This is a genomic window from Tamlana carrageenivorans, assembly GCF_002893765.1.
In the GTDB taxonomy this organism is placed as follows: Bacteria; Bacteroidota; Bacteroidia; order Flavobacteriales; family Flavobacteriaceae; genus Pseudotamlana; species Pseudotamlana carrageenivorans.
In genome coordinates this window covers 241,368-266,302 of the sequence record NZ_CP025938.1, presented here as the reverse complement: position 1 = coordinate 266,302, position 24,935 = coordinate 241,368, and the positions used below count along the sequence as shown (strand labels likewise).

Here is a 24,935-nt window from a genome sequence, read left to right as displayed (position 1 = left end):
TTAGAGCAATGAAAAGATTTCAAAAAGGATTTATATATTTAGGCTTATTATGCTTATGTGCATTTTTTGTTTATGCTGTACAAGATGTGCCTACCGATGAGAATTATGAAAAAGAAAGGATAAATGGCTATAATGTTTATGCTTTACAAATTCCTGAAAATTTAACTTTCGCAAACGAACCAGTACCTTTAAAAAATCCGGATATATACGAGCGCATGGATCGTGAGCTCTTGGTAAACACCTATTGGCAATCTAACGGCTTACTTATGTTTAAGCGTGCTCATAAGTATTTTCCAGTTATCGAGCCTATTTTGAAGAAATATGGTGTTCCAGACGATTTTAAATATTTAGCTGTTATAGAAAGTGGTTTGGTTAATGTGGTATCTCCAGCTGGAGCTCGAGGTATTTGGCAAATTATGCCTGCCACGGCTAAGGAATATGGTTTAGAAGTAAACTCCAATGTTGATGAGCGTTACGATCTGGAGAAATCTACCGAAGCAGCTTGTCAATATTTACTTAAGTCTAAAGAATTATTGGGCTCATGGACGCTTGCAGCAGCAGCATATAACGCAGGGAATACGGGTATTTCTAAACGTTTAAGTGATCAAATGGTTGATGATTATTACGATTTGTTATTAGGAGAGGAAACAGGGCGTTATGTTTTTAGAATTGTGGCTTTAAAAGAAATCCTATCTAATCCTAAGACATACGGATTCAATTTTAGAGAAAAAGACCTATATACTGAAGTGCCAACCTATAAAGTTAAGGTAGACACAGCAGTTATAGATTTTGCGCAGTTTGGGAAAAAATTCGATATCAACTATAAAATATTAAAAATACACAACCCTTGGCTGCGTGAGCCTAAACTTAATAATAGTAGTAGAAAACTATACCATATTACTATTCCTAAAAAAGGAGCTTACCCAAACAAATAAACTCTAATTTAGTTTGCAAAAAAAAGCCTAAAACTCAATATAAGTTTTAGGCTTTTTTTTTAAATATTAGGATATTAACCTCTACGTTTTTGAGCTCTAATCGAACCGCCGGCACCATAATGCTGGTTCGGCATTTGTGCACGTTTCATGTTGTCCTTCATCATCTTAATTTGATCGGTTAACATGCCTTGTTTATCCAGTTTTGTGGCTTCAGTTAGGAGTTTTTGTGCTTCTTGTTTTCTGCGTTTAGAAAAAGCTATTCCGGCTAAATTCAATTTGGCCATGGCTAAATCATGATCCATTGAAAGTCCTAAAGCAATGGCTTTTTTGAAATACTTTTCAGATTCATTCATATTACTTTGAGAAACCATGATGCCATGTAGGTAATTGTAATACCCTTGCTGCTTTTTTACTAAGGCACTTTCGGGGGATTTAATTTTATTGAGCCATTTTTTAGCACCTTCAAAATCTTGCTTACGTAATTTTAAAAAGGCCAATAATATAAACTCATTCTTAAAATAAAGAAAAACAAATATCAATGATAGTAGGATAAGCATAATACCGTTGCCTATATTACTTTCGGTAAATTGATACACAGCATAAGCTATAATCGCTACAGTTAAAACAAGTTTTATATTTTTGTTGAACATAATCTGTATTTTAGAATAATTTTTAGAAGTTGTTTTTAATAAAAACGATGTATTTTTGTCATTTAAGAATGCAAAGAAACTAAAATTTTATCAAATTTAATATATTAAAGGAAGAACAAAATCGAGGTCTTAACCTTAATATATAAAGGACTTACATGCTTTGGGTTACAAAATAAAAATTATTCAATTTTTTTTGTAAATTGGTTTGCGGAAGTAAAAACTCTTTGTATATTTGCCCTCGGTTTTGAAGAAAGGCCAAAGGATTATAAAAAACATACATTTTTCAGAATTAAAGATATAAGACAATGAGTAAAAGAACATTTCAGCCTTCTAAAAGAAAGAGAAGAAACAAACACGGTTTCAGAGAAAGAATGGCTTCTGCTAACGGTAGAAAGGTATTAGCGCGTAGAAGAGCTAAAGGAAGAAAAAAATTGTCTGTATCATCTGAAGCTAGACATAAAAAATAATTAATGAACAATTGTTTATAATATAAAAGGTGTTACTTAAGTGTAACGCCTTTTTTTATATCATCTTATTATTATTTTTGTAAAACATTAACATTCAATATTATAACTAGATCATAAAATGCCTAAAAATCCAAAACTAAAATCGATACTTATTATAGGATCTGGACCAATTGTAATTGGACAAGCATGTGAGTTTGACTATTCAGGTTCACAGTCTTTAAGATCTTTAAGAGAAGATGGAATTGAAACCATTTTAATTAATTCGAACCCTGCAACTATCATGACCGATCCATCTATGGCCGATCATGTGTACTTGTTACCATTAACTACAAAGTCGATTATTAAAATTTTAGAAGAACACCCTCAAATTGATGCTGTTTTACCAACTATGGGAGGTCAAACGGCATTAAATTTATGTATCGAAGCCGATGAAAAGGGGATTTGGAAAGATTTTGGAGTAAAATTAATAGGTGTTGATATCAACGCGATTAATATTACAGAAGACAGAGAGCAATTTAGAGAGTTGATGAATAAAATTGGTGTGGCTATGGCACCTCAAGCTACAGCAACATCATTTTTAAAAGGTAAAGAAATTGCACAAGAATTTGGTTTTCCATTATGTATTCGTTCTTCATTTACCTTAGGTGGTGCTGGAGCTGCGATTGTTTACGAAGAGAAAGATTTTGATAAACTTTTAAGACATGGTCTTGAAGTTTCTCCAATTCACGAAGTTATGATCGATAAGGCCATGATGGGCTGGAAAGAATATGAGCTAGAGCTACTTCGTGATAGAAACGATAACGTAGTTATTATCTGTTCTATCGAAAATATGGACCCTATGGGGATTCATACAGGAGATTCCATTACCGTGGCACCAGCCATGACATTAAGCGATACCACCTTCCAGAAAATGCGTGATATGGCTATTAAAATGATGCGTAGTATTGGTGATTTCGAAGGTGGATGTAATGTACAGTTTGCTGTAAGTCCAGACGAGAAAGAAGAAATTATTGCCATTGAAATTAACCCTCGTGTTTCACGTTCATCGGCATTAGCAAGTAAAGCTACAGGATATCCTATTGCTAAAATTGCTACTAAATTAGCTATTGGTTACACTTTAGATGAATTAGATAACCAAATTACAAAATCTACTTCAGCTTTATTTGAGCCGACTTTAGATTACGTTATCGTAAAAATACCTCGTTGGAACTTTGATAAATTTGAAGGATCTGATCGTACTTTAGGTCTTCAAATGAAAGCCGTAGGTGAGGTTATGGGTATTGGACGTTCGTTCCAAGAAGCACTTCATAAAGCCACACAGTCTTTAGAAATTAAACGTAATGGTTTAGGTGCCGATGGTAAAGGATATACCGATTATAACCAAATCATCGATAAATTAACCAATGCAAGTTGGGATCGTGTATTCGTAATTTACGATGCCATTGCCATGGGAATTCCTTTAAGTCAGATTTACGATATCACTAAAATTGATATGTGGTACTTAAAACAGTACGAGGAATTATTCCAATTAGAAAAAGAAATTTCTACATACACTATCGATACTTTAGATCGCGATTTACTTTTAGAAGCGAAGCAAAAAGGATATGGTGACCGTCAAATAGCACACATGTTGGGCTGTTTAGAAAGTCAGGTGTATAATAAAAGAGAAGAACTTAACATTCAACGTGTGTTTAAGTTAGTAGATACCTGTGCTGCAGAGTTTACTGCTAAAACACCATATTATTATTCAACTTTCGAAAATACGATTGAAAGTGCCGAAGGCGAAACATACGTACATAACGAAAGTGTGGTAAGCGATAAAAAGAAGATTGTTGTTTTAGGTTCTGGACCAAACCGAATCGGACAAGGTATCGAGTTTGATTACTGTTGTGTGCATGGGGTTTTAGCTGCTGCCGAGTGTGGTTACGAAACCATCATGATTAACTGTAACCCTGAAACGGTTTCTACCGATTTCGATACGGCCGATAAATTATACTTCGAGCCAGTATTCTGGGAGCATATCTACGACATCATCCGTCATGAAAACCCAGAAGGTGTTATCGTGCAATTAGGTGGTCAAACCGCTTTAAAATTAGCTGAGAAACTAACTAAATACGGTATCAAAATTATAGGAACAAGTTTTGAGGCTTTAGATTTAGCTGAAGACCGTGGCAGTTTCTCTAAACTATTAAAGGAGCACAATATTCCTTACCCAGAATTTGGAGTAGCTGAGAATGCTGATGAAGCTTTAAAATTAGCTGAAGAATTGGATTTCCCAATCTTAGTACGTCCTTCGTATGTATTAGGAGGTCAGGGGATGAAAATTGTTATCAATAAAGAAGAATTAGTAGAGCATGTTGTTGATTTGTTAAGAAAAATCCCGAACAATAAACTGTTATTAGATCACTACTTAGATGGTGCTATTGAAGCTGAATCTGATGCTATTTGTGATGCTGACGGAAATGTGTATATAATTGGTATCATGGAGCATATCGAACCTTGTGGGGTGCACTCAGGAGATTCTAATGCGACCTTACCAGCTTTCAATATTGGCGACTTGGTCATGCAACAAATTATAGACCATACCCATACCATTGCTAGAGCACTAAATACGGTAGGTTTAATTAACATCCAGTTTGCTGTTAAAGATGATAAAGTATACATTATCGAAGCCAACCCAAGAGCTTCTAGAACTGTACCATTTATAGCCAAAGCTTACAAAGAGCCGTATGTAAATTACGCGACTAAAGTGATGTTAGGTGAGAAAAAGGTAACCGATTTTAACTTTAACCCTCAACTTGAAGGTTATGCAATCAAACAACCCGTATTCTCTTTTAATAAATTTCCGAATGTAGATAAGCGTTTAGGGCCTGAAATGAAGAGTACAGGTGAAAGTATCTTATTTATTGATAGCTTAAAAGATGATCAGTTTTACGACTTATATGCAAGACGTAAAATGTACTTGAGTAAATAGTTTAAAGGATTATAAATTTAAAAAGAGGTCGTTTGAAACTTGTTTCATACGACCTCTTTTATTTTTTGTGACATTTCATACTTTATTGATTAGGCAGTTTTTATTAAATTTTTAAGTAAATCATCGAAATATAAGTGTAGTTATTACATTTATTAAAAAAATATTCTTATATTCACAAATGTAAAAACAACACTTATCAACTAAATTATGAAAACAAAATTACTTGTATCAAGCATTTTTTGTGGTGCTTTATCTTTATTTTCAAGTCGTTTAATGGCACAAGGTGATTCTACTTATAGCTGGACTGGTTCTGCCGGAAGTAACTTTTATAGTACTTCCAACTGGACCAGTACTGTTGGAGCTGTACAATTTGATAACAACGGTTTTAAGGTAGTAAGAACTTCAACTCAAGGATCATCTCCTTCTATTGATAGTTTTATCGACTGGCAACCAGGTATCTTTGATAACCTAGACAATGTAAATCTGACTGTGAATGCCGATTTTAATGTTTTTTTTAATGATTGGCTAAATGGAACAGTTACTGTTAATACAGGGGCAACTTTTACTTGTCGCAATATCTTTAGAGTTGGTCGTGAAGGTGTTGGAACTGTAAATATAGAAGGAGGAACACTTCAAGCTAACGACCCTACAAACTGGCAAGCCGTATTTGTTGGAGCATTAAACAACGGTGATGGTACTGTAAATGTAAATAACAACGGAACCATTAATGGTGGCTACCAAGTTGAAATTGGCACAAGAGATTTTTACCCATTGGGTGAATTAAATGTAAACACTGGTGGCACATCGCTAGCGTATTGGGCAACAAAAATAGGACCTAACGGAATACTTAACGTAAACGGTGGTACTGTAAATACAGGACGAGATTTATTTGTAGGAGATTTATTCTTAGATAATGCAGGAAATATAGGTTCACTTACACTTACAGCAGATACAGGAAACTTAAATATAAACTCTGGAACGGTAACTGTAAATCATAATAATTTAGATACGCCTACATTTAGTGTGCATGCCGATGCTAAAATTTATATAGATAATGGAACACTTGTGATAAATAATAATGCCTACGATTATACCACTGATATAAACACTATGGTAGCCAACGGACAAATTGTTCCTGCTTCAGGCAAAGTCATTAAAGTTTCAAATGATGGATTAGCCACTACCGTAACTGCAGAAAATGCTTTAAGTATAACAGACCATGATTTTGCAAGTCAGATTAGTGTATATCCAAACCCTTCAAATGGGATCATAAACATAAAAACTTCACAAAACTACTCTGAAGCATTAAGTCTTAAAGTATTCAACACTGTTGGAAAACTGATATTTAAGGCGCCTTTAAAAAATATTGTTTTAAATACTTATTCGTTTGATACAAAAAATATACTGAAAAAAGGAATGTATGTATTACAGATTACAAGTTCTAATAATCAAAGTTATTATACTAAACTAGTAAGAAAATAAAGATGTAAAATGGATTGTGGGACAGGTTGTTTGAAAGGTCAACTTCTATAAGCTAAGTTGTCAAATTACTTAAATGTGAGTTAAATTAGTAAGGGGTCGACAAGCTTAATGTTTTTAAATGTAGAATGATGATTCTTTAAGATAGCTTCATAAAAAAGCCGCATTTAGCGGCTTTTTTTATAATGCTATTTTAGCATTTTGATTTTTTAACAAGGTGAGGTGTTCTTCCATGATAAACTCTGATGCTTTAAATGTAGAGGTTCTAGATTTTGACTGCTCTTGCCTAGCAATACTTCTAGCAAAGCGTCGTATGCTTTGTTTATCGTCTAAGATGAGTCCTGGTACAGGAACATTGTTTCCTTGATCATCTTTTGCCACCATGGTGAAATATGAGGAGTTACAATGTTTTACAACCCCTGTTTGAATATTTTGAGATTCAACCCTTAGTCCAACGACCATAGAAGTATGCCCTGTATAATTTACCGAAGCTTTTAACGTGACCAATTCACCAACTTCAATGGGATTTAAAAAATCGACACGGTTTACCGATGCCGTAACACAATAATGCCTAGAGTGTTTTGAAGCACAGGCAAAAGCAATTTGGTCCATGAGACCTAGAATATGTCCGCCATGAATTTTACCACTAAAATTAGAGTGTGATGGTAGCATGAGCTGTGTTATGGAAACTTGTGATTCTGATGCGTGTTTAAACATTAAATAATTATTTATTGATTTTGTTTATGGTTTTCACTTTTTTCAACTTTAGTAATAAAGTATTTGGTGTGACCTAGCCAAAATAAAGGTTTGTAGCGTTCAAAATAATGAAGTTTTACAAATTCACCTTGGTACTTTTTAAGGTCTTCAATGACCGCTTTTTCTTTGTTTTCAACAGAAAATTCAAAAAACAAAGATTCGGAAACACCTTGACTTATTTGGCCTTCCCAAGTTTTAATAATGACACCTTTTTGAGAAAATTTAATAAGTTCTCCAGCTCTAACACCTGTGCTGTAATGCACAAAGTATACAAAACTAAAGTAACCAGCGATAATAATTAATAGGGCGATCGTAAGTTTTAAAAGTATTTTCATCATAATAAATTTTTTAAATGGCGTCTTCCTCGGCGCGTTTTACAATGGCTTGTGGAAGTGCTTTTTTAGCTTTTGCTCCCATTTTTTTTAGCTTTTCAATGCTTGTAATGATATTTCCCCTTCCGTCTACTAATTTATTCATAGCTGCCGAATAATCACTCTTTGCAGCATCTATTTTTTTGCCTACACCTGTTAAATCGGTAACTAGACCTTCAAATTTATCATAAAGTGCACCGGCTTGTCTGGCAATTTCTAAGGCATTACGTTGCTGCTTCTCGTTATTCCACATGGTATCGATGGTGCGTAATGTGGCTAGGAGGGTAGATGGTGTTACAATAACAATATTCTTTTCAAAAGCTTTGTTGTATATCGTATTATCTTCATGTACAACCACAGCAAAGGCAGGTTCTATCGGGATAAACATCAATACGAAATCCGGAGATTCCATATCGTATAAATCTTGATAGTTCTTTTCTGAAAGTTGATCGACATGGCGCTTAATAGAATTGACATGAGCTTTTAAATGAATGGCTTTGTCTTCGTCCTCCGCATTTACTAAGCGTTCGTAATCGGTTAGTGACACCTTACTATCAATAATCATTTTTTTGCCGTCTGGAAGGCTTAATACCACATCGGGTAATACTCTTGTACCATCGGCTTTGGTGAAACTTTGCTGTACAAAATACTCACGATCTTTTTCTAAGCCCGATTTTTCCAATACGCGCTCTAATACCAATTCACCCCAGTTTCCTTGCATTTTGCTATCACCTTTTAAGGCACGGGTTAAATTGGTGGTTTCTTTGGTCATTTGTAGGTTTAAATCCTTCAAGCCTAGCAACTGTTCTTTAAGTGCTGAATGCATGATGAGGCTTTCTTTTTGAGAGCTATCTACTTTTTCTTCAAAAGTTTTAATTTTCTCTTGAAGCGGATTTAAAATATTCTTGATGTTTTCCTTATTCTGAATGGTAAATTTCTCAGATTTTTCATCTAGAATTTTATTGGCAAGATTTTCAAACTCTTTGGTGAATTTTTCCTGAAGTTTTGAAACTTCAGCCTTTTGTTCATTATTTTTAATTTGAAGATTTTCAAATTCAGAATTTTTACGCGTTAATTCGGTGTTTAAAAAATCTTTTTCACGTCGAATGGCTTCACGCTCGGTTTCAATTTTTGAAATGGTCTCTTTTAAGGCATCCAACTGATTGTTGAAGTGATTGATATCCTTTTGTTTGTCACATTCTGTTTGATGCTTAAAATCCGCCAATTGTTGTTGTAAATTGTTATTGCGTTCTTCTAAAGTGCTTTTTTCGCTTTTACTTTTAAGGTTTGTAATGAGTTTGCCAATATAAGCGCCCATGGCAGCAGCAAGGAGAATAGAGATTATTAAAATGAGATTGTCGTTCATTTAAAAAGGAAATATATTCAAATATATATTTTTTAGATTTAAGAATTAATCTCAAAATTCAATTTAATAACATTTTTAGGAATTCCAGATTTTCTTTAAATTATTAAATAAATTACATACTTAAAGGAGGTTTTACTTATAAAATTGAATTGTTAATGGTAATGTCTGCATCCTTCCAAGCGTTATCAAACTCTACTTTTATAGTTTGTGCTTCCTTGGTTTTATTTTGAGCCATTAAACTATTGTATAAGCCCATTAACGACCAACCATTTTGTCTTAATATGCTTAAATCTTCTTTATAAATGTGTTCGGCTTCATTATATTTTTTTGCTTTCATTAAAATGGCGCCTAAATTTTGACGTGTAGGTATGTGCCAAGCTGCGGGTTCGGTGTAAACTAGGGCATCTTCATAAACAACAGCTTTTTTTAAATGAGAAATGGCCTGATTTAAATTCCCTTTTGCAGCCTCGAGCTCGCCTGCAACAACTTCAAAAGCAATATTAGCTGAATGTTTGGAAGCATTATTAGCTGTGGCCACCAAGGTTTCTAATTCAGGATCATTTTTCAGAATTTCAATTTTATCTAACTCTATTTGAGCTTTATCTATATTTCCTTTTCTTATAAATGCTATACCTCGCGCATAATGTCGCATTAGGTTAAGGTGTTTGATTTTTGAACTAGGCGCAGGTATGGTTAAAATGTCGTTCCACTTACCAAATCGCGTGTAGGCCAGTAGCGGAGTGGATGCAAAATCTTGCAGGAAGGGCATGTCTAAAAATTCACCCATAGGTACTTTTTCGGCTGTTTTTTTGGCGGCATCAATGGCAATATCGCTGGCGCCTAATAAACTGGCCGACGACCATAAAAAATGAATGTTATGCGGATAATAACCAAGCGGGTATAGGCCTTGCGAAAAACATTGTGAAATATAGTTTTCATCGGCCAATATGGCTTTTTGGTTTGTCGTTACAGCATCTTTGTATCTGCCAACGCGAATATAAATATGAGAAGGCATGTGTACAATATGTCCGGCTCCAGGCATTAACGAAGCAAGTTTATCGGCACTTGCCACGCCCATATCGGGATAAGGAAGTTCAACCATATGGATGAAATAATGGTGGGCTCCGGGATTTTCTGGTTCAAGTGTCATGGCTTTCTCTAAGGCTGCTTTAGCTTCTTTGATATTTGGTGAAGGCTCTCCATTTTTATCCCAATAATGCCATGGTACGGTATTCATAACCGAGGCTGCATATAGAATTTGAATATTAGCATCTTCAGGAAACTGTTTCAATACGGTTTCCATAGCTTTCATGTAAGCCATGTTGAGGGCGTCTGGATTCGCTTTGAAATCGGTGCTATACCTTAGCGAAAGCGCTTTTATGAGCTCTTGCTCTTTCTTACTGGCATTTGGTTTTAATAAAAGCGCTTTGGTAATGGCTTTATTAATTTTTGTTTTGCGCTCATCGGTTGGTGTAGGGTCATTTATATTGGGCCCTAAAGCAAAAGCTTGTCCCCAAAATGCCATAGCCATATCAGGGTCTAAGCGTGCCGCTTCCATAAAGGAACGGTGTGATTCGGCATGATTAAAGGCATACGATAATTTCACTCCTTGATTAAAGAAAGCTTGAGCTCTTTTGTTTTTGGTGGTCACTTCAAAATGGAGTTTTCCTAAATTATTAAATAAGGGTGAAATTTGTTTGGTGGTATCTACAGGTTCCAACATATATTTTGCAGGCGTGCATGATATATTACTCATCACCAGTTTTGGTGGTTTTGGGGTTGCTTCAGATAAAGAAAAAGTTATTGCGCCATAGACCAAAACCAGTAATAGGGTGCCGCTAATAGTAATTACGAATCTAGATTTCATTTGATTGAAAATTATAAGTTATCAATGCCATTTTTTATCCCGATGCATGGCATAAAAATTTAGGTCTGCTTTTAATTTTCTTAAAGAGAGAGTTTTGTAATATTCAGTAAATCAGATATTTAAAGGTAGTTAATTTTGTTTAAAGCTGAAAACATTATTTTTTCACCCTAAAACTACCGGTATTCGCATCAAAAGCAATTAAGTCTTCAGGGAACAAGGTATCGAATGTCCCTTTTGAAATTAAGTTACAAGGTTGATCTGAAACTACGGCGCCGTCAGTCATCACAATTAATTTGTCACAGAGTTGGATGGCTAAATCGATTTCATGTGAGGAAAATAAAATGGTTTTTTGGGTGTCTTTAGCCAAATTTTGAAGTAGTTTCAAAATATAGGCTTTGTGATACATGTCTAAATGTGTAGTAGGTTCATCTAGAATAATTAAATCGGTATCTTGAGCTAGGGCTCGAGCTATCATGACTTTTTGAAGCTGACCATCACTCAATTCAAAACATTTTTTGTTTATCAGGTTTTCAATTTTAATGTGTGATAAAGCTTCATGAATCTTGGTTTTATCGTTTTTAGAAAAATTCCCAATCCAATTGGTATAAGGTTGCCTACCTAAGGCCACAAGTTCAAAAACCGTTAAGTTTTTAGACGCTAGTTTCTCAGTTAGTACCAAGCTTAAAACTTTAGCAAGTTCTAAATTTGAATAGCTGTTTAAATTTTTATCATTTATAGCGATACTTCCAGATAGGGCAGGTTGTACGTTGGTTATTGAGCGTAAAAGTGTCGATTTTCCAATGCCATTGGCGCCAATTAAGCCTACCAATTCCCCTTTGTGTAACTCAATATTGATGTTTGAAGCGATAATATGATGTTCTTTTTTAGAGGTATAACCAATGGAAAGGTCCTCGGCTTTTAAAACGATATGTGTAGCAGGCCTAGTCATTAAAACATCATTTTTCTTTTTCGAACCAATAACCAAATAACCACAGGGGCTCCTATTAGAGAAGTAATAGCGTTAATGGGTAAGGTATAATCGCTAGTAGGTAGTTGGGCTATGCTATCGCAAATTAACATGATTATTGCACCGAATAAAAATACGGCAGGTAATAATATTTTGTGATTTGAGGTGCTAAAAACCTGTCTGGTTATATGCGGTATGGCGAGTCCGATAAAAGCAATGGGACCTGCAAAAGCTGTAATGGTTCCCGCTAATAAACTCGTAGAAGTTATAATGAGGAGCCTACTTTTTTTAATGTTTAACCCCAGACTTTTAGCGTAATTTTCGCCTAGTAATAATGAATTTAAACTCTTAATAGCAGCTAAGCTTAAAAGGATGCCTAATGCATAAAGTACAAAAAGAATAAGGAGCTCTTGCCACGATAAGTTGCCTAAACTACCAAAGCCCCAAAAGAAATACTGTTGCAATTCTTCGGCCGAACTGAAATAGGATAGGACGTTAACCACTGCAGCCGAAATACTACCAAACATAAGACCAATAATAAGAATGGCCATGGCATCACGAACCTTAGTCGATACAATTAAAACGGTGAGTAACACTAAAAAACTTCCTAATGTGGCGGCCATAACCAAAGTCCATTTTGAGGCTAAAACACCAAGAAGCACTCCGCCAAAAAGGGAAGCACCCATGGTAACAATGGCCACACCTAAACTGGCACCAGAAGTAATCCCCAAAACAAAAGGTCCTGCTAAAGGGTTTCTAAATAAAGTTTGCATCATCAAGCCCGAAATACCCAGACCAGAGCCTACAATCATGGCGGTAAAAGCTTTTGGAAGTCTGTAATTTATAATGATATGATGCCAAGATACATTGTCGCTTGTTCCAAAAATGGTTTTAATAATCGCTCTATTGGGTATTGAAATAGACCCCAAACTGATGTTTGTAAAAAAACAAACAATGAGTAGCAGGGTAAGAGCTAAAAATATAAGTTGATATTTTTTAGGATTTTGCAACTAGTCTAAACGTTTAAAAAAGTAGTTTTCGTAATCTTTTAATAAATGAGGATGCGAAATATTGATGATATCTTTTAAAATAAGATCGGGGCGTAAAGGACCTAATTCATAATACAATAAACCGCCTTTTGGACCAATTTTTTTGGTATATGTGTAAATGTTTTTGTTTTTGAAAGCATCAAAATAGCTATAGCCTTTATGGCTGTTTTTCATGTCTTCCAGCGATTGAAACGACCCTGCGCCAATCCAAAATTCCGCTTGACGGGCACGGTTTAAAACATTTTCAAAATTGAGTTGGATGCTCCCGTTAGAGGTGTTGTCTTTCCAAATATAATTGGTGTTAGCATCTTCGAAATACTTAGCGATATAACTTTTACCTCCAGGCACATTCCATACGTCGTTAAACATGGATCCTGATAATACAACGGGTTTTTCCTTGATCTTTAAAGCTAATGCTTTAGCCTCTAAATAATCGGTTTCAATGGATTCAAAAATGGCATTTGCTTCATCTTGTTTGTTGAAAAGCGCTCCGATAAATTTGATCCATTCGGCACGCCCTAAAGGATGTTCTTCTGTCCACGATCCGTCTAAAACCACCGGGTAGCCAAATTTTTCTATTTGGTTTAAAGATTTATTGATTCCGTTTACAGAAAAGCCAATCACTAAGTCTGGCTGCAACTCCAAAAACAATTCCATATTAATTTCTAAATCATTATTCAAATCTTTGATATGCCCATTATCGATGAGGGCTCTGGTTTTCTCTGATGAAATATATTTGGTTGAAGGGAAACCAACCAAGCGGTCTTCTACATTCAAATATTCCAAAGCAGGAATATTGGTTGTAGACATGGCCACAATTTTAGTGATAGGACGTTTAATGATAACAGCAGACTCACGAAATTCAGGGATATCTTCATCGTTATCTACTAAAAGATATCTAAAAGCGTCTTGACTCCCAGGCCAAGGTGAGGTGACAATAATTTCGGTGTAATTTTTATAATTGGTGATACTAAACCCCTTGGCATACTTGATTTTTTCGGCTGTTGAAACGATTTCAGGGTTTGAAGGGTGGTTCTTTTTTTCATCCTTACATGAGGTAAAAAAAAGAAAACTAAGGGAAAGTAGAATTAAAAAACGCATGGATTATAATTGAAATTCAAAGGTCATTATTTTTTTTGTATTACGGCATACTTAAGTTTACTTTTGAACAAATTAAATAAAATAATATGAGATTTTTGTGTTCATGGAGTGGTGGTAAGGATAGTTGTTACGCCTTTTATAAGGCTACAAAACTTGGTTTTGAGCCAACGGTATTATTAAATGTTATGAATGAATTTGAAGACAGATCGCGGTCTCACGGTATTCCTAAAGACATTTTACAAGCGCAAGCTGAAGCCTTAGGCTTGCCTATCCATTTTTTTAGTAGCACATGGACAGATTATGAGGTTAAATACATTGAAAATTTAAAGAAAATCACCCAGTCTTATCCCATAACTCATGCTGTTTTTGGAGATATTGATATTGAATCGCATCGGGCTTGGGAAGAAAAAGTTTCAGCAGCAGCAGAGTTAGAGGCTATTTTGCCTTTATGGCAAGGACATAGAAAACAGTTGGTTTTAGAGATGATTGATGCTGGCATTGAAGCCATTATTGTGTCTTGTAACCAAGAGTTAGGTCCCGATTATCTTGGAAGGACAATAACATCTGATTTAGTGGAAGAGCTTGAAAATAAAGGAATTGATGCCTGTGGTGAAAATGGTGAGTTCCATACCTTGGTGGTTAATGCACCGTTTTTCAAGCATAAAATTGATGTTGACATAGAAAGCAAAGCTGTTTCAAGTAACTATAATTTTGCCAATTTGAATTTGAAGAAGTAATTGATATGAAAAAGGTAAAAGCAAACAGCGAACATTATAAATGGGGAGATGGTTGTAGCGGTTGGCACTTAGTAAAAACAGATAGTTTAAGTGTTATCGAGGAAATGATGCCTCCTAAAACAAAAGAGGTTACTCATTATCATAATAATGCTCAACAATTTTTTAGAATTTTAAAAGGGAAAGCAACTTTTCAAATCGAAAATGAAATCTTAGAAGTTGAATCGGGAAGTGGGATTCATATTCCTTCAAAAACAATACATAGTATACGAAATGATCAATCTGAAAACTTAGAATTTATTGTGATTTCGGAACCCACAACTCGTGGCGATAGAGTAGATTTGATAGTCCAATAAAGCTATAATAGTGAAAATATGAACGAATAGACTTTTAACAACTGAAATTTAAATAACTGATATTGATGTGTTTTTGATGATATATCAGAAACTTGAAGGGTCGGCGCTACCGTTTGTTTGTAACTAGTGGTTGTAATTGAAAGTTATATTGGTAATTATAGAATTAAGCAATAGTTCATCAAAACAGTGAGACTATAAACTGTGCTAAATTACGATTGGAAAGACCTTTCAGGTTTTTAAAACCGGAAAGGTCTCCGTTATTAAAAAAATGTTTTTTAGGAATTAGCTCCTACCTCTGTTAGCAATTCAAATGACTTACCCTGTAAACGGAGATGAAACACATCGCCATAATTTATTTTTATTTTGAATGAATCTTTTAAAGGGATATCTAAAACCTGGGCAAGAAACGCACGAATTGGACCTGCGTGCGATACAATAACGACGTTCTTCTGGGTTTTTAAAATTAATAAGGCTTGAAAAAAAGATCGTACTCGTGACGCTAGTTCTGTGTAAGATTCTCCATTGGGAACGGCGGTGCTTACGAAGTCTTCCATCCATGGATTTATTTCAGTTTCAGGAATGTCGTTCCACGGTTTTAGTTCCCATTCACCAAAATTGAGTTCCTTCAAGCGGTTGTCTAAAATGACTTGATTACTTAAGGTATCAGCTAATTGAGTACAACGTTTCAACGGACTAGAAAACACGCTGATATTTTCGTTTTGAGGAAGTTTAGAAGTGACAGTTTCAAATTCAGATTGAAAATTTTCAATTAAATCCAAATCGGTTTGTCCGTAACAAATACCTTTCTCAACTTGTGGCGTGGTGTGTCTAATTAGATAAATTTCCATAAAGCCAAAATACTTAAATAAAAAATAACTTCTGAAAATTGCTGAACCGCTCCTGCACAATCGCCCGTTTGTCCGCCAAGCCATTTTTTAAATTTGGCTGCCAGATACATTTTGGCTAAATAACAGGGGATTATGGTTAAGAAAACCCACCAGGTTTTAAAAAATAAAAGCGGTAAAATGCCAAAAAATGCACTGCTGGCTAGCATACCTAAACTCATACTCTTTGCTGCAGGCTTAGCCTTGCTATCTTCGGTATCGCGAACGTAAGGATGCGTGTAAATAAGGGTCGTAGCTATAAATCGGCTTAGGCTATGTCCAGAAATAATGATGAGCGGAATGAGGTGTATCGGCATATCAGTTAGCGCTAAAAATTTAATAACCAAAATTAATCCTAGCCCTGCTGCACCATAAGTGCCCAATCGAGAATCTTTCATAATGAGTAAGATCTTCTCCTTGGTCCAGCCACCGCCAAGTCCGTCGCAAACATCGGCAAAGCCATCTTCATGAAAGGCTCCTGTAGCATAAATTGTGGAAACCATACTTAGGGCGATAGCAATTTCAGTAGAAAACACGTAAGTGGCGGCATAGTAAACTAAGGCACCGATAGCCCCTACAATAATGCCAACTAAAGAAAAATATTTGGAACTCTTGGTTAAAAATTCAGGTTCATGATTTACCCACTTCGGACAAGGGATTCTCGTAAAAAACATGATGGCGGTAAGGAATATTTGGAGCTCTCTTTTCATGTGTTTATATGTATTGTTTTTAAATGGGTGCTTCGTGATTTTAATTTTCAGATTCGCCACTAACGCCAGCGCTTTCAAAGCTGGCCATGTTGTTTAAAAAATCTACAGAAGCTCTTAAAAGCGGAATAGCTAGAGCTGCTCCGGTACCTTCTCCTAATCGCAAACCTAGGTCTAAAAGAGGTTCAGCCTTTAAAAACGCTAACATGGTTTTATGGCCTTGCTCATTGGAGTTATGGGCAAAAACAGCATGATCAATCACCTCGGGGTTTATGGCTTTAGCTACTAAAAGTGCTGAGGTTACAATAAAGCCATCAATAACTACAACCATGTTTAATGCGCTGGCTTTTATAATAGCCGCACAAATCATGGCGATTTCAAATCCGCCGAAAGTTGCTAAAGCTTCTTTAGGGGATTGCGGGGTATATTTTTGAAAAACGCTTTCAAGAATTTTAGCTTTTTTTGAGATACCTTGGGTGTCTAAACTAGTACCAGAGCCCACACAATCTTTAATTGGGGTTTTTGTGAAGTAACTCATTAACAAGGCTGCCGATGAGGTATTACTAATACCCATTTCACCAAAACCTATGGTGTTACAACCATTTTTATGAAGGTTCTCAACAATGGTTTCAGCCTTTTTAAACGCTTCTTCACACTGTTCCAATGTCATGGCTGGCTCATTTTGGTAATTCTTAGTACCAAAATCAATCTTGGCGTCAATAATACCTGTTTCGCTATCAAACGTATGATTAACGCCAGCATCAACAACTTTTAAATCGATGTCGTTTGTTTTACTAAAAACATTGATTGCTGCACCGCCGTTTACAAAATTATAAACCATTTGTGCCGTTACTTCCTGCGGAAAAGGATTCACTTCACCTTTGGCAGCAATACCATGGTCTCCAGCAAAAACAACGATGGTTGGATTCGTGATTTTTGGGGTTTCAGTATTTTGAATACAGCCTATTTTAAAGGCTAGATTTTCTAATTTTCCTAAGGCACCAAGCGGTTTTGTTTTAGTGTCTATTTTGTGTTGAAGGGCTTGTTGTAAATCGGTTTTAACCATGATTAATTATTTTAGCGTTAGTGGTATTCCTGAAATCATTACAGTGGCTTTATCGGAGTTTTTGGCTATATGCTGATTCATCCAACCTTGCAATTCGGTGAATTTGCGACCAATTTCGGTTTGAGCATGCACGCCCATACCAATTTCATTGGAAATGATGATGATGGTAGCATCCAAATCTAAAAGTTTGTTGAATTCTACTTTAGCCAATTCTAAAGCTTTTTCAATATCATTTTTTGTATCGATAAAATAATTGGTAAGCCATAAGGTTACGCAGTCTATAACAACAACATCTTTTGGGTTGATGTGATTAGAAACATCTTTTTCCTCTTCAATGGAAGTCCAGCGCTCATCACGATCGGCTTGATGTCGCTCTATGCGTTTTCTGTGATCACCGTCCCAAATTCGTGACGTTGCAATATATTTTGGACTGTTAGAAAAGGATAAAGCCAAGTTTTGGGCGTAACTGCTTTTACCTGAACGTTCGCCTCCTGTGATGTAGTAAATCATAATTCGATCTGATGTTAAGTAGCAAAGGTTAAAAACATTTCTTAAACAGGAAAGCTATATTAAAAGTATGTATTTTTGTTTTTTAATATTTGAAAATTATGATTGTTTCTTCTTTTTTACCTGCAGTAACTCAAATGATTTATGACATGGGACTCCAAGATATGTTGGAGGGAATAACCTTCGAATGCCCTGCCCAAGCTTTAAATGAAAAGACACCTGTTGTAAGATGTGTTTTGGAAGGTAAAAATTATACGAGTAAGGAAATCGATACGTTATTTTCGAATAGTAAAAATAAAGGTGAAAGTTTATACTATGTCGATCAAGAAAAGTTAGAGCAGATTTTACCCGATGTCATTTTTACCCAAGATGTTTGTGAAGTATGCCAAATAGATACCGAATGTACTGCCGCTGCAGTTTCAATGTTGGAAAAAACACCAGAAATTATTGCTATTACACCACAGTCTTTAGATGATGTTTTTGATTCTGTTTTAACTATAGCAAAAGTACTTGGCCAAGAAAAAATAGGTAGAGCGCATGTTGATGCCTTAATGCAGCGCATAGATGACGTTATTGATATTCAAAGAAAAAATAGATTGCAACCTAAAAGTGTTTTGCTGTTAGAGTGGATAGACCCTTTATTTAATTGCGGGCACTGGATTCCTCATCAAATTGCTTATGCCGGAGGTATTGATATGATGTCACATCCATCAGGAGATAGTATTGTTATCCCTTGGGATAAAATTGTAAAATATAATCCTGAAGTTTTGGTTATCGCTCCATGTGGCTATACGGTAGCAAGAACATTAGAAGACATGAAGTTTTTGGAAGAAATGCCAGAATGGAACAGTTTAAGAGCCGTTCAAAATAATCAAGTATACATTGCAGACTTTGATATGTTTACACAACCTTCGGCGAGTACTTTGGTAAATGGTATTGAAAGTTTAGCAAAAATGATTCATCCAGACTACTATAAAACATCACCAGAACTCAATTCAAAATTTTATAATTATAAGGATCTATTAGTATCCAAATTATAAATAAAATACTATACATTTGCAGCGAATTTTGGTTCGATAGCAAATTTAGTATGCTTCACAATGAATAAGACTACTATCATTATCGATTAAAAGGGAATCTGGTTAAAATCCAGAACTGTTCCCGCAACTGTAAGCTTAGTACCCAATTTAATTGGGTATCTCTTTAAAAGAGATTCGTGTTACACTTTAATGTCACTGAGGTAAGAGATTGCCAAAGCAAATATAATTTGCTTCGCTATGATAACTTTGGGAAGACCAACACGGAGACGCAAGTCAGGAGACCTGCCATTTTCATAACAAAAAAATAAAACTTTCGGGATAAAGGTTTAGTTATTATGAAAAAAATCTTTTTTAAAACATTATTGTTTTTTGTCTGTTTTCATGGTGTTGCTCAAAACGATAGCCTGGTTAATCGTTTAGGTGAGGTCGTTATCGTATCAGATAGAAAATTAACAAATCATTCAGCAGGTTATAAAGTTGAAACATTAAACGATTCCATAATTGTAAATAATTTAGAATCCTTTAGCGCTTTGTTGCGTTTTAATTCTCCATTATACATCAAAGAATATGGGGCAGGAGGAACCAGTACGGCTAGTTTTAGGGGTACTAGCGCTTCCAACACTGCTGTTATTTGGAATGGTATTAATATTAACTCCATTAACAATGGGCAAACAGGGTTTAATTCTTTAACGGTTAGTTTATTTGATGCCATTGATATACGAAGTGGCGGTGGAAGTTTAGAATATGGTTCTGGAGCCATAGGTGGTACGATTCATTTGAACGATAATTTGAAATTTTCAAATGATGAGTTTGTCAGCAATCAGTTTATAGCTTCATTGGGGAGTTATGATACTTATAACGGCTTGTATAAATTAAAAATTTCAAATTCTAAATGGACTATAAACGCAGGACTATCCTATAATCAATCGGAAAATGATTATCCGTTATTAGGTACAGATTATAAAAACACGAATGGCGCATACGAAAACTTGGGTTTTAATGTTAGTGGTTCTTTCTTGCTAACGAAGTTTTCTAAACTAAATTTTTATAGTTCAAACTATTTTGGAGAGCGTTTGTTTTCGGGAGAATTACCAAATCCGACGTCTGCTAATGATAAGTATCAAGATATTAATTACAGGAATTTATTGGTATACACTTTTGACAATAAAAGGTTAAGCCATGAAGCCAAATTGGCTTACTTATTTCAAGAATATAGGTATTTTGATGATAAAGCTTCTGAGACCTTCAATTTTGGGTTATCAGATCGGTATTTGTTAAATTATAATGTGAGTTATCGTTTACCCAAGTGGCATGCAACCGTATCTTCTTATTCTGAATATGAATCTGCTTTTGGAAAAACAGATCAAATAACAGAGCGAAACAGAAAACAGTTTTCTCAGTCTTTTATTTACGACCAGCATATCAACCGAATCCTATATTTTGATGCTAAAATTAGAAAGGACTTTAACTCCGATTATCAAGTGCCGTTTACTTATGCTTTAGGATTAAAAGTAAAACCATTAAATCATTTTTTTATTAGAGCCAATGGGTCTAAAAATTATAGAGTGCCCACTTACAACGATTTATATTGGCCAGGTCAAGGGAACCTAGATTTAATTCCCGAAAGTGCTTTGCAATCAGAAGTGGGAGTGGGGTATAAAAACAACCAGTTTTCAATAGATGTTGGTGCCTTCTATATCCAGGCAAAAGATAAAATAATTTGGACGCCTAATGGCGATGCAAATAGACCAGGCGTTTGGGTGCCCATAAACTTATCGGAAGTCACTAATAAAGGGCTTGAGGTCGTTATGTCTTATAAAAAGAATCTTAATAAGCATCAATTAGTATTAAATGCCAATTATAATTACACCCTTGCCATTGATGGTGCCACCGATCTTCAGGTCATATTTGTGCCAAAGAATTTATTTAATGGAAATTTAGGCTACAACTACGAAAGATTCAGCTTTTTTTATCAGCAGTTGTTTAATGGTAAAGTGTATACTACAGCAAGTAATTCTGAAGATTTTGTAATACCTCATTACTTTGTTGCTAATACAGGTATAGATTTTAAGCTTTTAAATACTCAAAATCAGCAATTAAAAATGGGGATTAAGGTAAATAATGTATTTAATAAATACTATGTAACCCAGCCAAGACGCCCGATGCCAAATAGAAACTTTAATTTTAATATAAACTATATTTTTTAAATTATGAAAATCAATAAATTATTATCAGCACTTTTTATTTTTAGTGTTTTACTTTTTAATTCATGTTCTAACGACGATGATGGGAGTGACAACTTACCAAAAGGAGCATACGAAAATGGTATTTTAATTAGCGGTGAAGGTAGCGGAGCTGGAACCGGTTCTGTGTCTTTTGTTTCAGAAGATTTATCGTTTTCTGAAAATTTAATTTTTAAGAAAAATAACAACGATCTTGAACTAGGAACTTTTTTGCAATCTATAGCTTTTAATGATTCTAAAGCGTTTATAGTTGTAGATAATACCAATACCATTACAGTAGTGGACCGATATACTTTTGAATATGAAGGTGAAATTACAGAAGGTTTATCGGCGCCTAGATTTATGACTATTGTTGGAAACAAAGGTTATGTAACGAACTGGGGATCTACTTCGGATGATACTGACGATTTTGTGGCTGTAGTCGATTTAAGTACTTACGCTGTTGAAGGTACTATTAGTGTTGGTAATGGACCTGAAAGAATTATTGCAAAAGGCGGGAAGTTATTTGTGTCTCATAAAGGTGCATATACTACTAATAATATTGTTTCAGTTATTGATATAGCAACTGAAAACCTTCAAGAGATTACTGTAAAAGATAATCCTGATGAATTAGAGTTTAACAGTGCAGGTAATTTAGTTGTTTTATCTGAAGGAAGAACCATTTATGATGCCGACTGGAATGTGATTGGTAACACTGAAGGAAGTATTTCTACTATTAATACAAGCTCATTAGAAGTAGATTCAGAGATCGTTTTCGCAGAAGGTGAACATCCTTCATTAATGGTTGTTAATAATGGTGATATTTATTATGCTTCAAATGGAAAAGTGTATACTATTGATGAAAACGCTGGTTCTCTATCTACGACATCAATTGTGGAATCTCAAGGCTATTTATATGGATTAGAAGTAGAAAATGATAATATTTATTTGCTTGATGCTAATTTTTCAGATTTAAGTGAATTACATGTTTACGATTTAGGAACTCAAGCTAAAATAGAAACAGTAAGCGTGGCTTTAGGAGCTTCTAAAATATATTTTAATTAATATCATTTAGGTGTAAACCTTACTAATTAGAGGTTTTCTTAAAAGTTAAAACAAACGTCATTCTGTACGCGATACAGAATCTCCTGATATTGAAATTCAATGGTTATGAGAATCTGAAATAAATTCAGATTGACGTAAAATCGACTTCTAAGAAAGCCTCTTTTTTATGGAATCAAATCACAATACCAAACACCATATTTTTCCGAATCACTTTTGCAGATGTTATCATCGTCATCATCTGTTTTAGGTCGGTTATATTCTCGTAATACTTTTTCACCAATGGTAAAGGGTATTGGTTTATTAAAAATTGGTCCTTCGAAGCAAAAGGTATGAAACTCGCCATTTTCCCCGCAAGGGTCAACCCCTTCAGGGAGATTATCTATAAAGTCTTTGTCGATAACGGTACCAACAAAATCCTCACCAAAATATTTAGAGTTGGCACAAACAATAATGGTTTTAAAACCTAAATCTAAAAACTCATTTAAAAGGGCTTTGGTATCGCGTTTCCAAATAGGAAAAACAGCTTTAAACCCTTGTTTAGCCAATTGGTTTTCGCGGTAAACACGTAAATCTTCTAAAAAAATATCCCCAAAAGCACTATGTGTAAAGCCGTCATTTTTTAACTGCGTAACCATGTCTAACATTTTGGCTTCATATACTTCCATGCTTGGCATTTCAGGTAATTCTATGAGGCGCGCCGGAATGTTTATGGCATCGGTTTGAGCTTTAAGTAATTCTTTGCGTAGTCCGTGCATCGATACACGGTTGTAATGGCTGTTTACGGTAGTGATTAAGGCATCAACCGTATAATTTTTATCTTGTAATAAATGATATAATGCTAAAGCCGAGTCTTTTCCAGAGCTCCAATTGAAATAGGTTTTATGTGTATTCAAAATTTAAAATTTATTTGAGTATAGAAGACAATGGTTTATTCACATGCATACCTGGTTGAATGGTTTTAAAAGCGTTACTGCTATTAATTATTTCAAGCGGATAGGTTTTAAACGTTCCTTTTTTAGCTGTTCCTGTGATTGTGGATAGGGCAGCAGCTAGTAAGGGTTCGTTAACATCGCCTAAAACCCCCATATTATTTACCTGTTCCCCCAATTCTAAAGCAGGGGCAAGGCCGTTAAAATAATCGGTTTCACCATCTGCGTTTAAGGATTTGTATATCAAAGGTTGCATGGCATAGGTATGACTGGGATTTGCTCCTTGTCGACCAAAATCTGAAGAGTCATATAGCGTAGTGGATGCTTGATATTTCCCTGCTGTTGTTGTTCCTATTTGAATGACTTGGATGTATGGTTTTAAACCATTTATCACCAATTCACTTGCCGAAGCACTTCTACCAGTGGTAAGCACATACACCTTAGAAAGGTTTAAACTATTAAGTGAAGCGCCGTTAAGACTGTTTACAAAACGGTTGATAAGTTGTTCTGGGGCTTCCTGCTCTAAAGTAGCTTGGATTTCAGAATTCCACTGCTCGGTACAGAAAATGTCGCCATTAAATTGTCCTGTAATCAAGCTGGCAAGTAAAATGGCGCTATTTACAGAGCCACCCGAATTGTAGCGTAAATCTAAAACTAAATCGGTTACAGCTGCATTTTTAAAATCACCAAAAGTTCGATTTAAGGCCTGATTATAAGCTTCTGTTCCTGTAAAGGCATTATACATTAAGTAAGCTATTTTTTTCTGGTTGTGTTCCAAAACCTCATGAATATAAATAGGATTTTCATCATACTGGGCCTTCGTTAGTGCGATGCTTTTGTTTATCGGGGTAATGCTATCATCCGAGGTGTCGTCTGTATCATTAGTGTTATATTCACCAAGATCTATGGTGTAACTTGACTGACTTAAAAGCTGTGTATAGTTGTCGATATTAAGACTGGTGCCATCAACAGCATAAAAAATATCACCTCGGGTAATCCCTTGATTTTGGGCATGGGTATTAGGAAGCACGTAAGTTACCAGTCCAAAAAGTGCTGAATTGCCACTTGAAAAGCGATACAACTGAAATTCCATACCATTGGTAATACTCACCCCTTTAAAGGACTCTTCTAAAGCAATAAAATCATCTACAATCCAGCTAAAACGATCTATGGTTGGTCGTTCATAAATTAAGCTTTCAAAAAGAGATTCAGGTCTAGAAAATCCATTTAGATAATTACTGTAAGCTTCTTGATTTGCAAATCGGTTGTTGGCTAAATCTGGAACATCATCTTTGTACAAATAAAAGAGATTCATGCCGCTCCAAATAAAATCGTTTATGTCATTTGTGGTAATAGGTTGATCATCTAAATCTTCAAAACAACTTACCGTTATAAGGGCGACTATAAATAAAATTAGAAAGCCTTTTATTTGCTTCATATATT

At 35.1% G+C, this 24,935-nt stretch carries 23 protein-coding genes and 1 riboswitch; of the genes, 9 read left to right on the top strand and 14 right to left on the bottom strand.

Annotated features, from left to right (window positions below):
* Nucleotides 1-8 precede the first annotated feature (8 nt).
* On the top strand, nt 9-935 hold the full coding sequence (locus tag C1A40_RS01260) for a lytic transglycosylase domain-containing protein (protein WP_102994310.1): 927 nt from the start codon (nt 9-11) through the stop codon (nt 933-935).
* Nucleotides 936-1,009: 74 nt separating this feature from the next.
* Here C1A40_RS01260 and C1A40_RS01255 read toward each other — a convergent pair whose 3' ends face one another.
* The gene (locus C1A40_RS01255; RefSeq protein ID WP_102994309.1) at nt 1,010-1,585 is read right to left on the bottom strand and encodes a hypothetical protein; all 576 of its coding nucleotides are present in this window, start codon (nt 1,583-1,585) and stop codon (nt 1,010-1,012) included.
* Nucleotides 1,586-1,890: 305 nt separating this feature from the next.
* Between C1A40_RS01255 and rpmH the strand changes: the two genes are divergently transcribed.
* The 3 genes from rpmH to C1A40_RS01240 all read left to right on the top strand — a co-directional run bounded on the left by rpmH (nt 1,891) and on the right by C1A40_RS01240 (nt 6,508).
* Nucleotides 1,891-2,052, top strand: coding sequence for a 50S ribosomal protein L34 (gene rpmH, locus C1A40_RS01250; protein ID WP_076700048.1), 162 nt, complete (start codon nt 1,891-1,893; stop codon nt 2,050-2,052).
* 118 nt (nt 2,053-2,170) lie between these two features.
* The gene (gene carB, locus C1A40_RS01245) at nt 2,171-5,026 is read left to right on the top strand and encodes a carbamoyl-phosphate synthase large subunit (protein WP_102994308.1); all 2,856 of its coding nucleotides are present in this window, start codon (nt 2,171-2,173) and stop codon (nt 5,024-5,026) included.
* 207 nt (nt 5,027-5,233) lie between these two features.
* Complete coding sequence (locus C1A40_RS01240) at nt 5,234-6,508, top strand: T9SS type A sorting domain-containing protein (RefSeq protein WP_102994307.1); 1,275 nt, start codon at nt 5,234-5,236, stop codon at nt 6,506-6,508.
* A gap of 177 nt (nt 6,509-6,685) precedes the next feature.
* Here C1A40_RS01240 and C1A40_RS01235 read toward each other — a convergent pair whose 3' ends face one another.
* The 7 genes from C1A40_RS01235 to C1A40_RS01205 form a co-directional block, all read right to left on the bottom strand.
* Nucleotides 6,686-7,222: an acyl-CoA thioesterase gene (locus tag C1A40_RS01235; protein ID WP_102994306.1), complete on the bottom strand. Its 537-nt coding sequence runs from the start codon at nt 7,220-7,222 to the stop codon at nt 6,686-6,688.
* Nucleotides 7,223-7,233: 11 nt separating this feature from the next.
* Nucleotides 7,234-7,599 carry a 6-phosphogluconate dehydrogenase gene (locus C1A40_RS01230; protein ID WP_199287730.1) on the bottom strand — a complete coding sequence of 122 codons (366 nt, stop codon included), beginning with the start codon at nt 7,597-7,599 and terminating at the stop codon, nt 7,234-7,236.
* 10 nt (nt 7,600-7,609) lie between these two features.
* Nucleotides 7,610-8,998, bottom strand: a complete 1,389-nt coding sequence (locus C1A40_RS01225; RefSeq protein ID WP_102994304.1) for a DNA recombination protein RmuC — start codon at nt 8,996-8,998, stop codon at nt 7,610-7,612.
* Between the two features lie 136 nt (nt 8,999-9,134).
* Nucleotides 9,135-10,865: a tetratricopeptide repeat protein gene (locus C1A40_RS01220; RefSeq protein ID WP_102994303.1), complete on the bottom strand. Its 1,731-nt coding sequence runs from the start codon at nt 10,863-10,865 to the stop codon at nt 9,135-9,137.
* Between the two features lie 154 nt (nt 10,866-11,019).
* Nucleotides 11,020-11,814: an ABC transporter ATP-binding protein gene (locus C1A40_RS01215; RefSeq protein ID WP_102997104.1), complete on the bottom strand. Its 795-nt coding sequence runs from the start codon at nt 11,812-11,814 to the stop codon at nt 11,020-11,022.
* The gene (locus C1A40_RS01210; RefSeq protein ID WP_102994302.1) at nt 11,814-12,842 is read right to left on the bottom strand and encodes a FecCD family ABC transporter permease; all 1,029 of its coding nucleotides are present in this window, start codon (nt 12,840-12,842) and stop codon (nt 11,814-11,816) included. The genes C1A40_RS01215 and C1A40_RS01210 overlap by 1 nt, the downstream gene beginning before the upstream one ends.
* Entirely contained in the window at nt 12,843-13,982 is a 1,140-nt protein-coding gene (locus C1A40_RS01205) for an ABC transporter substrate-binding protein (RefSeq protein ID WP_102994301.1), read from the bottom strand.
* A gap of 86 nt (nt 13,983-14,068) precedes the next feature.
* On the opposite strand from C1A40_RS01205, the gene C1A40_RS01200 reads away from it, so the two are divergent.
* Entirely contained in the window at nt 14,069-14,719 is a 651-nt protein-coding gene (locus tag C1A40_RS01200) for a Dph6-related ATP pyrophosphatase (RefSeq protein WP_102994300.1), read from the top strand.
* A gap of 5 nt (nt 14,720-14,724) precedes the next feature.
* The gene (locus C1A40_RS01195; RefSeq protein WP_102994299.1) at nt 14,725-15,072 is read left to right on the top strand and encodes a cupin domain-containing protein; all 348 of its coding nucleotides are present in this window, start codon (nt 14,725-14,727) and stop codon (nt 15,070-15,072) included.
* 275 nt (nt 15,073-15,347) lie between these two features.
* Here the strand turns inward: C1A40_RS01195 and cobC are convergent, their stop codons facing one another.
* The 4 genes from cobC to C1A40_RS01175 are packed head-to-tail and all read right to left on the bottom strand — an operon-like array spanning nt 15,348 to nt 18,239.
* Complete coding sequence (gene cobC / locus C1A40_RS01190; protein WP_102994298.1) at nt 15,348-15,920, bottom strand: alpha-ribazole phosphatase; 573 nt, start codon at nt 15,918-15,920, stop codon at nt 15,348-15,350.
* Nucleotides 15,905-16,666, bottom strand: coding sequence for an adenosylcobinamide-GDP ribazoletransferase (locus tag C1A40_RS01185; protein ID WP_102994297.1), 762 nt, complete (start codon nt 16,664-16,666; stop codon nt 15,905-15,907). Before C1A40_RS01185 ends, cobC begins: the two co-directional genes overlap by 16 nt.
* A gap of 40 nt (nt 16,667-16,706) precedes the next feature.
* Entirely contained in the window at nt 16,707-17,729 is a 1,023-nt protein-coding gene (gene cobT, locus C1A40_RS01180) for a nicotinate-nucleotide--dimethylbenzimidazole phosphoribosyltransferase (RefSeq protein ID WP_102994296.1), read from the bottom strand.
* Nucleotides 17,730-17,735: 6 nt separating this feature from the next.
* Complete coding sequence (locus C1A40_RS01175) at nt 17,736-18,239, bottom strand: bifunctional adenosylcobinamide kinase/adenosylcobinamide-phosphate guanylyltransferase (RefSeq protein ID WP_102994295.1); 504 nt, start codon at nt 18,237-18,239, stop codon at nt 17,736-17,738.
* A gap of 98 nt (nt 18,240-18,337) precedes the next feature.
* On the opposite strand from C1A40_RS01175, the gene C1A40_RS01170 reads away from it, so the two are divergent.
* From C1A40_RS01170 to C1A40_RS01160, 3 genes are all read left to right on the top strand, one after another.
* The gene (locus C1A40_RS01170; protein ID WP_102994294.1) at nt 18,338-19,276 is read left to right on the top strand and encodes an ABC transporter substrate-binding protein; all 939 of its coding nucleotides are present in this window, start codon (nt 18,338-18,340) and stop codon (nt 19,274-19,276) included.
* A 29-nt stretch (nt 19,277-19,305) separates the two neighbouring features.
* Nucleotides 19,306-19,564: riboswitch (cobalamin riboswitch) on the top strand.
* A gap of 47 nt (nt 19,565-19,611) precedes the next feature.
* Nucleotides 19,612-21,483, top strand: coding sequence for a TonB-dependent receptor plug domain-containing protein (locus tag C1A40_RS01165; protein ID WP_102994293.1), 1,872 nt, complete (start codon nt 19,612-19,614; stop codon nt 21,481-21,483).
* A 3-nt stretch (nt 21,484-21,486) separates the two neighbouring features.
* Complete coding sequence (locus C1A40_RS01160; protein WP_102994292.1) at nt 21,487-22,563, top strand: YncE family protein; 1,077 nt, start codon at nt 21,487-21,489, stop codon at nt 22,561-22,563.
* Nucleotides 22,564-22,727: 164 nt separating this feature from the next.
* On the opposite strand, the gene C1A40_RS01155 is transcribed toward C1A40_RS01160, so the two are convergent.
* A complete protein-coding gene (locus tag C1A40_RS01155) occupies nt 22,728-23,456 on the bottom strand; it encodes a Dph6-related ATP pyrophosphatase (protein WP_102994291.1) in 729 nt (242 codons plus the stop codon).
* Between the two features lie 10 nt (nt 23,457-23,466).
* The gene (locus C1A40_RS01150) at nt 23,467-24,930 is read right to left on the bottom strand and encodes a S41 family peptidase (RefSeq protein ID WP_102994290.1); all 1,464 of its coding nucleotides are present in this window, start codon (nt 24,928-24,930) and stop codon (nt 23,467-23,469) included.
* Between the last annotated feature and the right edge of the window lie 5 nt (nt 24,931-24,935).